At 63.6% G+C, this 11,955-nt stretch carries 8 protein-coding genes and 1 tRNA gene; 4 read left to right on the forward strand and 5 right to left on the reverse strand.

Annotated features, from left to right (window positions below):
- Nucleotides 1-125 precede the first annotated feature (125 nt).
- Nucleotides 126-1,664: a nucleobase:cation symporter-2 family protein gene (locus TO66_RS10375; RefSeq protein ID WP_044462248.1), complete on the forward strand. Its 1,539-nt coding sequence runs from the start codon at nucleotides 126-128 to the stop codon at nucleotides 1,662-1,664.
- Between the two features lie 50 nt (nucleotides 1,665-1,714).
- On the opposite strand, the gene TO66_RS10380 is transcribed toward TO66_RS10375, so the two are convergent.
- Both TO66_RS10380 and TO66_RS10385 read right to left on the reverse strand, forming a co-directional pair.
- Nucleotides 1,715-2,872, reverse strand: coding sequence for an MFS transporter (locus TO66_RS10380; protein WP_044462249.1), 1,158 nt, complete (start codon nucleotides 2,870-2,872; stop codon nucleotides 1,715-1,717).
- 469 nt (nucleotides 2,873-3,341) lie between these two features.
- Entirely contained in the window at nucleotides 3,342-4,811 is a 1,470-nt protein-coding gene (locus tag TO66_RS10385; protein ID WP_044462250.1) for an efflux transporter outer membrane subunit, read from the reverse strand.
- An 87-nt stretch (nucleotides 4,812-4,898) separates the two neighbouring features.
- On the opposite strand from TO66_RS10385, the gene TO66_RS10390 reads away from it, so the two are divergent.
- From TO66_RS10390 to TO66_RS10400, 3 genes are all read left to right on the forward strand, one after another.
- The gene (locus tag TO66_RS10390) at nucleotides 4,899-5,519 is read left to right on the forward strand and encodes a TetR/AcrR family transcriptional regulator (RefSeq protein WP_044462251.1); all 621 of its coding nucleotides are present in this window, start codon (nucleotides 4,899-4,901) and stop codon (nucleotides 5,517-5,519) included.
- A gap of 178 nt (nucleotides 5,520-5,697) precedes the next feature.
- On the forward strand, nucleotides 5,698-6,819 hold the full coding sequence (locus TO66_RS10395) for an efflux RND transporter periplasmic adaptor subunit (protein WP_044462252.1): 1,122 nt from the start codon (nucleotides 5,698-5,700) through the stop codon (nucleotides 6,817-6,819).
- On the forward strand, nucleotides 6,816-9,884 hold the full coding sequence (locus tag TO66_RS10400; protein WP_044462253.1) for an efflux RND transporter permease subunit: 3,069 nt from the start codon (nucleotides 6,816-6,818) through the stop codon (nucleotides 9,882-9,884). The genes TO66_RS10395 and TO66_RS10400 overlap by 4 nt, the downstream gene beginning before the upstream one ends.
- A gap of 102 nt (nucleotides 9,885-9,986) precedes the next feature.
- On the opposite strand, the gene TO66_RS10405 is transcribed toward TO66_RS10400, so the two are convergent.
- The 3 genes from TO66_RS10405 to TO66_RS10415 all read right to left on the reverse strand — a co-directional run bounded on the left by TO66_RS10405 (nucleotide 9,987) and on the right by TO66_RS10415 (nucleotide 11,709).
- Nucleotides 9,987-10,062: transfer RNA gene (locus tag TO66_RS10405), tRNA-Asn, on the reverse strand.
- A 115-nt stretch (nucleotides 10,063-10,177) separates the two neighbouring features.
- Nucleotides 10,178-10,372: a hypothetical protein gene (locus tag TO66_RS10410; protein ID WP_009048087.1), complete on the reverse strand. Its 195-nt coding sequence runs from the start codon at nucleotides 10,370-10,372 to the stop codon at nucleotides 10,178-10,180.
- A 140-nt stretch (nucleotides 10,373-10,512) separates the two neighbouring features.
- Nucleotides 10,513-11,709, reverse strand: a complete 1,197-nt coding sequence (locus tag TO66_RS10415) for an amino acid aminotransferase (RefSeq protein ID WP_044462254.1) — start codon at nucleotides 11,707-11,709, stop codon at nucleotides 10,513-10,515.
- Between the last annotated feature and the right edge of the window lie 246 nt (nucleotides 11,710-11,955).

Below are 11,955 nucleotides of genomic sequence, written 5' to 3' on the forward strand. Positions count from 1 at the left end.
AATGAACAACGGGCGGTGATAGCCGTGAAGGATGGCGAGACTGAAAGTGTATACAAACATATGGACATTTGTCTTGAGTGTTGAATACAGTGTGTCCATAACAAAAACCAGGGAATCCCCCAACCATGAAGACGCCCTCTGTTTCACCGCAACGGCCCGAAGATGAAAACCTGGGTCTTGGCGCGAATATGGCTTACGGCCTGCAACATGTTCTGACCATGTATGGCGGCATCGTCGCGGTGCCGCTGATCGTAGGCCAGGCGGCCGGCCTGGCGCCGGCGGACATCGGCCTGTTGATCGCGGCGTCGCTGTTTGCCGGCGGTCTGGCGACTCTTCTGCAAACCCTTGGCCTACCGTTTTTCGGCTGCCAGTTGCCGCTGGTCCAGGGCGTGTCCTTTTCGGGCGTGGCGACCATGGTGGCGATTGTCAGCAGTGGTGGCGAAGGGGGCTTCCAGTCGATTCTCGGCGCGGTGATCGCCGCCTCGTTGATAGGCCTGCTGATCACCCCGGTGTTTTCCCGCATCACCAAGTTCTTTCCGCCACTGGTCACGGGCATCGTGATTACCACCATCGGCCTGACCCTGATGCCGGTCGCCGCACGCTGGGCGATGGGCGGCAACAGCCATGCGGAAAACTTCGGCAGCATGGCCAATATCGGCCTGGCGGCGATCACTCTGGTCCTGGTGCTGCTGCTGAGCAAGATCGGCAGCGCGACCATATCTCGCCTGTCGATCCTGCTGGCCATGGTGGTGGGGACGATCATTGCGGTGTTCCTGGGCATGGCCGATTTCTCCATGGTCACCCAGGGGCCGATGTTCGGTTTCCCGACGCCGTTTCATTTCGGCATGCCGACCTTCCATTTCGCCGCCATCTTGTCGATGTGCATCGTGGTCATGGTGACCCTGGTGGAAACCTCGGCCGACATCCTGGCGGTGGGCGAGATCATCGACACCAAGGTCGATTCCAAGCGCCTGGGCAACGGGCTGCGCGCCGACATGCTGTCGAGCATGATCGCGCCGATCTTCGGCTCCTTCACCCAGAGCGCCTTTGCCCAGAACGTCGGCCTGGTGGCGGTGACCGGGATCAAGAGCCGCTACGTGGTGGCCACCGGCGGGGTATTCCTGGTGATCCTCGGCCTGCTGCCCTTCATGGGGCGGGTGATCGCCGCGGTGCCGACCTCGGTGCTCGGCGGCGCCGGTATCGTGCTGTTCGGCACCGTGGCGGCCAGCGGCATCCGTACCCTGTCCAAGGTCGACTACCGCAACAACGTCAACCTGATCATCGTCGCCACCTCGATCGGCTTCGGCATGATCCCCATCGCCGCGCCGAACTTCTACGACCATTTCCCGAGCTGGTTCGCCACTATCTTCCATTCCGGCATCAGTTCGTCGGCGATCATGGCCATCGTGCTGAACCTGACTTTCAACCACTTCACCCTGGGCAACTCGGACCAGCAGTCGGTGTTTGCCGTGGCGTCCGAGCGCACACTGCGCTTCCAGGACCTGGCGGCGCTGCGCGAAGGCGACTATTTCAGTGGCGGCAAGCTGCACGACGCCGAGGGGAATGAAGTCCCGGTACTGGACACCGCGCATGGCGAGCACTCTGTACCTGCCCCCCAGGCGGCGTCCCATGCCAGTGGCGCGGCCGAAACCAGCAAGGCCTAGCCCGGCCTCGCGCAATCGCCAGGGCGGGGCGTTCGCTCCGGGCCTGGCGACTAGGGCGTCGCCTTGGCTGGCAGCCCTTGCCGGACCAGCGACCAGGCGAACAGCACCACCACGGCGGCCGCGGCCGACAGCGTCAGCGGCAGGCCGTGGGCGCCGCCACTCATGGCCGCGCCGCTGAGCAGCGGTCCCAGCAGGCTGCCGACTCCCCATAACAACCCCGCGCTGGCATTGGCCGTGACCAGGTCGGGGCCGCTGAACTCCTGGCCGATCAGGATGATTGCCAGGGTGTACACCCCGCCGGCCGCCGCGCCGAGGATCACCAGGCTCGGCCAGAGCAGCGCCGGGTAGTCCATCAGCAACGGCAGTCCTGAACCGATCACCAGCGATACCACGCCGCAACCCAGGTAGATGGCGGCGCGCCCGGCCTTGTCCGAGAGCCAGCCCAGGGGGAACTGGAAGGCGGCGTCCCCCAGCAGAATGATGCTGACCATCAACGCCGCCAGTTTGATGGCGTAGCCATGGGTCGCGGCGTAGACCGGAAACAGCGAGAGAATCACCGTATCGAAGAAGGCGAAGAACAGGATGCCCACGCACAGGGCCGGCGCCACGCGGATGAAGCCCAGTACCGAAAAGTTCCTGCCCTGGGCATGCGCGGCCAGCGGGCGCTGGCGCGGCAGGGTCAGCCAGACCACGGCGATGGCCAGTAGGTAACCCAGGCTGACGGTGGCGATCACGGCCGGGCCTTCCGGACCGAGCAGTGCCACCAGGCCGGGGCCGATCAGCTGGAAGACGGTGAAACAGGTGGTGTAGACCGCGATGACCCGGCCGCGCATGGCATCGCTGGCCATTTCGTTGACCCAGGTTTCCCCCAGGATAATGATCAGCCCGGCGCCGAAGCCCATGACGATCCGCGCCAGCCCCAGGCCGGCCAGGCCGATGTCGGGAATCTCCAGGGCGCCGATGCTCAGCGCGCACAGGCTGAAGCACAGCAGGTAGATCTGTCGGCGGCTGAGTCTCTGGCACAGGCCATTCACCAGGAATGCCGAGAGCATCATGCCGGCGGCGGGAAGGGCCGACATGATGCCGATCTGGGTGTTCGAGGCCCCGGCCTGATACAGGCGCAAGGCAATGATCGGCACAGTGGAGCCGATGCCCAGGCCGACGATCGAAATGCCGAGGATCAGCGCGGCCAGCAGGGTTTTGTTCATGGAGGACACCTGCGCCCGATGGATCGGGCGCTCAAGACGATTTGCCAGGGCGCGGGGCTTGGGCTCAGGCAGGATCGCGGGCCGGCCCGCGCTGGCGCAGGTCGGGGATGCTTGCGATGAGAAGCCGTTGTCGGCCCGATGCCCGGCGGATCGAAGCCGGTGCTGCATCAGGCCCGCGCCGGGTTCGGGCGCAGCTAGGCGTGGCTGGCGTGGGGCGAGAAGGTAAAGGCGAACAGCACGCTGCGACGGCGACGGTTGATCGCGCAATCGGATTGCGACACCGCGAAGGCCTGCGATGGGCTCATCGAGAGTGAGAGGCGGGCGGGGCGTACGGGCAAAAACATGGGTCGTGACGGCTGGCGTGGGAAGGCGCACAGCCTACTTCAGGGAGGGGCGCCAGGCAATCGGAGGCAGACAGTCGCCGGGGGAGGGAGAGCGCTGGCTGCCATCCCTCCCGAAAGCGATCGGGTCAAGGCCGTTTCGAGGCAACGCGCGCCTCGGCGGCGTCCCGCTGCCAACCGCCGCCCAATGCCTTGAACGTGGCCACAGCCGCGCGCGCCGATTCGGTTTGCGCCTGGACCCTGCCATCGGCTGCCGCTAAAAGGTGCTCATCGGCATCCAGTACTTCGATCAGGCTGACCACGCCTTTTTCATAGGCGACCAACGACGTCGCCCGTGCTTTCGCATACGCCGCCTCGCCCTGGGCGAGCCGTGTCGATTGCTGCTCGCGGTTGATCAGCGCCGAAAAAGCGTTTTCAACGTCTTCGCAGGCCCGCAGCACGGACTGGCGGTAGGCCGCCAAGGCTTCGGCTTCCTGGCCCTTGGCCAAATCGATTTGCGCGTTGATGCGACCAAAATCGAACAGCCGCCAACGTAATCCCAGCCCCGCCGAAGCCTGGCTGGCGCCGTTACTGAACAGGTTGGCACCGGATACCGCGGTCGCGCTGCCGAGCAGCGCCGCCACAGACAGTTTGGGGTAGTACTCGGACATGGCTTCGCCGATGCGAGCGTTGGAGGCCGCAAGCCGGCGCTCGGCGACGATCAAGTCTGGACGCCGACGCAGCAGGTCTTTCGGCGTCCCCATGTCTGAGAGACCTGGCACCTCGGGGATGGGCGCCGGCTTCGTCAGCCGCGCGCTATCGGTGCCCGGCGCCTCGCCCAGCATGACATCCAGTGCATTCATCGCCGTGTCGAGGCCTGCCTGCAGCACCGGAACGGTGGCCTGCGCTTGATTCAGCGAGCCTTGGGTCTGGTTCAACTGCAGTTCGGCCGCCAGGCCTTTTGCGTAGAGGTGGCCGATGGTGGTGAGCAGTTGTTGCCGTGTGTCTACCTGGTGCCGGGCAATGTCCAGGCGTGCCTGAAGACCCCGGATGCTGAGGTAAAGATCGGCTGTCTGGGCGACCACCGCCAGGCGTGTGGCAATCGCCCCGGCTTGCGAGGCTTGATAATCGGCCAGGGCGGCTTCTTTGCCTCGGCGTAGCCCGCCGAAGACATCCAGCTCCCAGCCGGCATTCAGGTTCGCCTCATAGGCACTGCCGTTGCGGTTATAGGAAGGGGCTGAATTCAGCACCTGGCCCAGCGGCGTCTCCAGTGACTGACGGGCGCGGGCCGCTTGAGCGCTGACGGTGGCCGACGGCAGGAGGGCGGCGTTGGCTGCGCCCAGGGCGGCGCGAGCCTGCTCGATCCTTGCGCTTGCCTGGGCTAGATCGAGGTTCTGTCCAAGCGCCCGATTGATCAGCTGGCTGAGAATCGGGTCATTGAATGCGTTCCACCACGTGGCGAGATCGGCTTCTACGGCGGCCACTTGGGGTGCCTTGGACGTTTGCGCCGAGAAATGTTCGGGCAATGCCACGTTGGGTTCCGAGTAGTCGGGGCCCACCGTGCAACCCGCAACCACACCCAGGCACAGCAAGACGGCGAAACGAGGAGGAGGGTGCATGCGATACCTGCGAAAGGGTCGGTTTGTGACGATATTACAATTTGGTCACAAGTTGTCAACCACCCATGGGATGAGTAAGCTGCTCGCATGAATCAGCCCTCAGTTTCTTCGCCCAGCACCCGTGGCCCAGCCGATCACGACATTCGAGACCAGATCGTTGCGGCGGCCAACGCGCATTTCAGTCAGTACGGTTATGGCAAGACGACGGTTTCCGACCTGGCCAAGGCCATCGGCTTTTCCAAGGCCTACATCTACAAATTCTTCGAATCCAAGCAGGCGATTGGTGAAGCCATCTGCACCCATTGCCTGACTGAAATCGTGGTGGCCGTGGAACAGGCCATCAATGTGGACGGCATCTCGGCGACCGAACGTTTTCGACGCCTGGTCAAAACCCTGATCGCTACCGGTGTCAGCCTGTTCTTCAACGACCGCAAGCTCTACGACATTGCGGCGTTCTCCGCGTCGGAGCGCTGGCCCAGCTCGCAGGTCTATGACGCTCGGCTCAAGGGCTTCGTCCTGCAAATCGTGCGTGAAGGGCGAGAGCTCGGCGAGTTCGAGCGCAAGACGCCACTGGACGAGACGGTCGAGGCGATTCATCTCGCCCTGCGGCCTTTCACCAATCCTCTGCTGTTGCAGTACAACCTCGATTTTGTCGAAGACGCTCCCTCTCTCGTCACCAATCTCGTTCTGCGCAGCCTGATGCCTTGAACCTCTGCCGAGGGATGCGCAGCGCATCCCTCGGCAGCGTGTGTGCCCGGAAAAACTAGACATCAGGCCTCTTTGCGCTGCTCTGATCGAGTGGGCGGCATTCATGCGCCTTGCTTGTGACTATTGACAGAAATAGTCACTTGAATAAGCATGATGCATCCGCTACCGAGAGGTCTTTATGATCCAGTGCCACCGCCTGCCACTTCTTTTCATTGCCGTGTTGCCGCTTGCCCTGGCGGCCTGCAGCGAGGCCACGCCTGACGATCCTCGCCTTCAAGTGCCCTTGGTGCGCGTCGGCGTGGTCCAGCCTTCCGCGTCTGCGACGCGGGTATTCACCGGTATCGTCGCGGCCCGGGTGCAGAGCGATCTGGGGTTCCGGGTGCCGGGGAAAGTCCTGGAGCGCCTGGTGGACGTTGGGCAGAGCGTCAAGCGTGGGCAGCCACTTATGCGCATCGATGCCAACGACCTGATGCTGAACGCGAGGGCGCAGCAGGAAGCGGTGCTGGCCGCTATGGCCCGCGCCCGCCAGGCCTCCGAGGATGAGCTGCGCTACCGTGATCTGGTGGCCGTCGGTGCGGTCTCTGCCTCGGCTTACGCAGGGATCAAGGCGGCGGCCGATTCGGCGAAAGCCCAGCTGAACGCTGCCCGGGCCCAGGCCGATGTGGCGAAGAACGCGACCGGTTATTCGACGTTGCTGGCGGATGCGGACGGGGTAGTGGTGGACACCTTGGCGGAGCCGGGGCAGGTGGTCGGTGCCGGGCAGGTGGTGGTCAGCGTTGCCCATTCGGGGCAGCGCGAGGCGGTGATCCAGTTACCCGAGACCCTGCGTCCTGCGCTGGGCTCGGTGGCGACGGTCGAGCTCTACGGGCAGAACCAGCGCGCAGGCAGCGCACGGTTGCGTCAGCTGTCCGACTCCGCGGACCGGCAGACCCGCACGTTCGAAGCCCGTTATGTGCTGGAGGGGGCGCTCTCCGGCGCCACCCTGGGTTCGACGATATCCGTGGTTATCGCCGACCCGGAGGGGGCCGCTGCCCAGGAATTGCAGGTGCCCATGGGGGCCCTCTACGACGCGGGTAAAGGCCCGGGTGTCTGGGTGGTGGGGGGAGAGCCGGAGCAGGTGGCATGGCGCCCGATCACGGTTCGCGGCCTGAACGACGAGGCCAGCGTGCGCGTGACGGGCGATCTGCGGGTGGGCGAGCGTGTCGTCGCCTTGGGCGCGCATCTATTGAATGAAGGAGAGAGGGTCAGGACCGAAGGGGCCGATGCCACGCCAAAAACGGTGGTTGAGGTGAGTCGATGAGCGGCTTCAATCTGTCGGCGTTGGCCGTGCGCGAGCGTTCCATCACCCTGTTTTTGATCCTGCTGATTTCTGTGGGCGGTCTGTACGCCTTCTTCAAGCTGGGGCGGGCGGAGGATCCCGCCTTCACCATCAAGCAAATGACGGTGGTCACCGCGTGGCCTGGGGCGACGGCCCAGGAGATGCAGGACCAGGTGGTCGAAAAGCTGGAAAAGCGCATGCAGGAATTGCGCTGGTACGACAGGACCGAGACCTTTACCCGGCCCGGCCTGGCATTCACCACGGTTTATCTGCTCGATAGCACGCCACCCTCGGCCGTCCAGGAAGAGTTTTACCAGGCGCGCAAGAAAATCCTGGATGAGCAGAAGGGGCTGCCGTCCGGGGTGATCGGCCCGATGGTCAACGATGAGTATGCCGATGTCACCTTCGCGCTCTATGCGCTCAAGGCCAGGGGCGAGCCGCAGCGTCTGTTGGTGCGCGAAGCCGAGAGCTTGCGCCAGCGCCTGTTGCATGTGGCGGGTGTGAAGAAGGTCAACATCATCGGCGAACAGGCCGAGCGTATTTTTGTCGAGCTGTCCTACGAGCGCCTGGCGACGCTGGGCATCTCCGCGCGAGACATCTTCAGCGCGTTGAGCGCGCAGAACCTGATAACGCCGGCCGGCTCGGTCGAAGCCAGGGGGCCGCAGGTTTTCGTTCGCCTGGACGGCGCGTTCGACGACTTGCAGAAGATTCGTGACACCCCTCTGACGGTGCAGGGCAGGACCCTCAAGTTGTCCGATGTGGCCGAGGTCAAGCGAGGTCATGAGGACCCTGCGACGTTCCTGGTACGCAACAATGGCGAGCCGGCATTGTTGCTCGGCGTGGTCATGCGCGACGGCTGGAACGGCCTGGATCTGGGGAAGTCGCTGGAGGTCGAGGCGACAGCGATCAACGAACAGATGCCTTTGGGCATGAGCCTGACCAAGGTCACGGATCAGGCGGTGAATATCGGCGCATCCGTCAACGAGTTCATGGTGAAGTTCTTTGCCGCCCTGGGCGTGGTGCTGCTGGTGTGTTTTCTCAGCATGGGCTGGCGTGTCGGCGTTGTGGTCGCCGCGGCGGTACCGCTGACCCTGGCCGCCGTGTTCATTGTCATGGCGGCCACGGGCAAGGACTTCGATCGCATTACCCTGGGCTCGTTGATTCTGGCGCTGGGGCTGCTGGTGGACGACGCAATCATCGCCATTGAAATGATGGTGGTGAAGATGGAGGAGGGCTACGACCGGATCAAGGCCTCCGCTTACGCCTGGAGCCACACGGCCGCGCCGATGTTGTCGGGCACGCTGGTGACGGCGATTGGTTTCATGCCCAACGGTTTTGCCAAGTCGACCGCCGGTGAGTACACCGCCAACATGTTCTGGATCGTCGGCATTGCGCTGATCGCTTCCTGGGTGGTGGCCGTGGCGTTTACCCCTTACCTGGGCGTCAAGCTGCTGCCGCGGATCGAGGTGCCGGAAGGCGGCCATGCGGCGATTTATGGCACACCGAACTACCAGCGTTTCCGGCATCTGCTGGGCCATGTGATCCGCCGCAAAGGCCTGGTGGCGACCTCCGTCGTGGGCTTGTTCGTTGTGGCGATTCTGGGCATGGGCGTGGTCAACAAGCAGTTTTTCCCAACGTCCGACCGGCCTGAGGTGCTGGTCGAGGTGCAGATGCCTTACGGCACGTCTATCGAGCAGACTGACGCAGCGGCGGCCAAGGTCGAGGCGTGGCTGGCTCAGCAGCCGGAGGCCCAGATCGTCACCGCTTACATTGGCCAGGGGGCGCCGCGCTTCTACTTGGCGATGGCCCCTGAACTGCCCGATCCGTCTTTCGCCAAAATCGTCGTCCTGACCGCGAATCAGCAAGAGCGCGAGGCGCTCAAGCTCCGCCTCAGGCAAGTCGTGGCCGATGGCCTGGCGCCTGAAGCCCGGGTGCGAGTGGCGCAGTTGGTGTTTGGTCCTTACTCGCCCTATCCCGTGGCTTTTCGGGTGATGGGCGCCGACCTCGCGGTGCTGCGCAATATCGCCGCGCAGGTGCGCACGGTCATGGCTGCCAGCCCCATGATGAGGACCGTCAACACCGACCTGGGCGAGCGCACGCCGGCGCTTCATCTCACGCTGGACCAGGATCGCCTGCAAGCATTCGGCCTGACCTCGACGGATGTCGCGCAACAGTTGCAATTCCTGCTGACGGGGGTGCCGGTCACCGAAGTGCGGGAAGACATTCGTGCGGTTCAGGTGGTGGCGCGTTCCGCGGGGGAGACGCGTCTGGATCCATCGAAAATCGCCGCCTTCACCCTGACCGGTGCCCAGGGCCAGCGCGTGTCGCTGTCCCAGGTCGGGGCGGTGGATGTGCGCATGGAGGAGCCTATCCTGCGGCGTCGTGATCGGACGCCGACCATCACCGTGCGCGGTGACGTGGCCGAAGGTCTGCAACCCCCCGATGTCTCCAATGCCTTGACGGCGCAGTTGCAGCCCATCATCGAAACGCTGCCGAGGGGCTACCGCATCGAGGTCGCCGGCGCGATCGAGGAGTCGGGTAAGGCGAACAAGGCATTGCTGCCGTTGTTCCCGATCATGATCGCGCTGATGTTGCTGACCATCGTCATCCAGGTGCGCTCGATGTCGGCAATGATGATGGTGTTCGCCACCGCGCCCCTGGGCCTGATTGGCGTGGTGCCGATTCTTCTGCTGTTCCAGCAGCCGTTCGGGATCAATGCCTTGGTGGGGTTGATTGCCTTGTCCGGGATCCTGATGCGCAACACGCTGATCCTCATCGGCCAGATTCACGCCAACAAGCAAGCCGGCCTGTCGCCTTACAACGCCGTGGTCGAAGCCACTGTGCAGCGCGCGCGACCCGTGATCCTCACCGCGTTGGCGGCAATGCTGGCGTTCATTCCACTGACCCATTCGGTGTTCTGGGGGACGCTGGCCTACACCCTGATTGGCGGTACGTTTGCCGGCACCGTATTGACCCTGGTGTTCCTGCCCGCGATGTACGCCCTCTGGTTCAAGATCAGGCCCGAGCCCGCCCAGGCTGCGCCTTGAGGCGGTTCGAATCCGGCGCAACGCGAAAACGAAAAAACCCGCCAGAAGGCGGGTTTTTGGGGGGGTATCAGAGATTTTGCAAGCTTTCTCTGGAACCTTGTCTGGCTCCACGACCTGGACTCGAACCAGGGACCCAGTGATTAACAGTCACTTGCTCTACCAACTGAGCTATCGCGGAATGCGCCGTATCTTACTGATTAAAAAGGAGAAGTCAAGCATGGGCAGCAATTTTGCCTCAGCGCGGGCTCTTTGACCTGTTCGCCGCCCCCATCCCTGGGGCCTGTCGAGAAGGGTCAGCCGCCGAAGGTAAAGGTGCCCAGCATGAATTTCGCCGCCAGCGAGGTGGCGGCCAGTTGCACCAGCCACAGCGCCAGGCCGCCGAGAAATACCCCCAGGGCGATTTGCAGGACCAGGTTCTTTTCGCGTTTCTGCGGGCGGGGGAAATGATCGAGTTCGTCGCGGTCGGCTCGCAGGTCGTCGTGTCTCATGGGCGGTTCTCGTCAGGGAAGAAGGGCACGCCATTCAGTGTAGGAGCGAGCTCGCGATAAAGCCGGCCCGACATTGCACTCGAAGGCGCACAAAAAAGGGGAAGCCCGCAGGCTTCCCCTTTGCATTGACTGCGTGCGGCTTAGATCACCTGGATGATGGCCTTGGTCACGACGTCGATGTTGCTCTGGTTCAGCGCGGCCACGCAGATGCGGCCGGTGTCCAGGGCGTAGATCCCGAACTCGTTGCGCAGGCGCGTCACTTGTTCGACGCTCAGGCCGGAGTAGGAGAACATGCCGCGCTGACGGGCCACGAAGCTGAAGTCGCGCTGCGGCGCGCCCTTGGCCAGCAGGTCGACCATCTGCAGGCGCATGCCGCGGATGCGCAGGCGCATCTCGGCCAGTTCGGCTTCCCACTGGGCGCGCAGTTCCGGGCTGTTGAGCACGGCGGCGACGATGCTTGCACCGTGGGTCGGCGGGTTGGAGTAGTTGGTGCGGATCACGCGCTTGACCTGCGACAGCACGCGGGCGCTTTCTTCTTTCGATTCGCTGACGATCGACAGGGCGCCCACGCGCTCGCCGTACAGCGAGAACGATTTGGAGAACGAGCTGGAGACGAAGAAGGTCAGGCCCGATTCGGCGAACAGGCGCACCGCGGCGGCGTCTTCGGCGATACCGTCGCCAAACCCCTGGTAGGCCATGTCGAGGAACGGCACGAGGTTTTTCGCCTTGATCACCTGCAGCACGTTGTTCCAGTCTTCAGGGCTCAGGTCGACACCGGTCGGGTTGTGGCAGCACGCGTGCAGGACCACGATCGAGCGGGCTGGCAGCGCATTCAGGTCTTCCAGCAGGCCGGCGCGGTTCACGTCGTGGGTGGCGGCATCGTAGTAGCGGTAGTTCTGCACCGGGAAGCCCGCGGTTTCGAACAGCGCACGATGGTTTTCCCAGCTTGGATCGCTGATGGCCACGACAGCGTCGGGCAGCAGTTGCTTGAGGAAGTCGGCACCGATCTTCAGTGCGCCGGTACCGCCGACGGCCTGGGTGGTCACCACGCGACCGGCGGTCAGCAGCGGCGAGTCGTTGCCGAACAGCAGCTTTTGCACGGCCTGGTCGTAGGCGGCGATACCGTCGATCGGCAGGTAGCCACGGGAGGCGTGTTGAGCGGCGCGAATCGTCTCGGCTTCGACAACGGCGCGCAGGAGTGGAATGCGTCCCTCCTCGTTGCAGTACACGCCCACCCCAAGGTTGACCTTGTTGGTACGGGTGTCGGCGTTGAATGCTTCGTTGAGGCCCAGGATTGGATCGCGTGGTGCCATTTCGACAGCGGAGAACAGGCTCATTTTTACGGCGGCTCTGAATGGAGTGTGGGGGGACGTGTCACGCTCCAGCCGAATGCACTAGAGCGGTGCACAAACGGGGAGCTAGTATAGAGGCCATCACTGTGCGGAGCGACAGCTGAAAGGGCTTTTCCGGCAAGTTTTTCGGTTTATTTTTCGACCGTTAGTCTTATTGCAACGTCAAAGGCGTAGAGGGGCATAGGACCTTTACCTTGAAAGCGGCGGAATTTGCCTCCACATCTCGCACAA

The organism is Pseudomonas sp. MRSN 12121 (assembly GCF_000931465.1).
In the GTDB taxonomy this organism is placed as follows: Bacteria; Pseudomonadota; Gammaproteobacteria; order Pseudomonadales; family Pseudomonadaceae; genus Aquipseudomonas.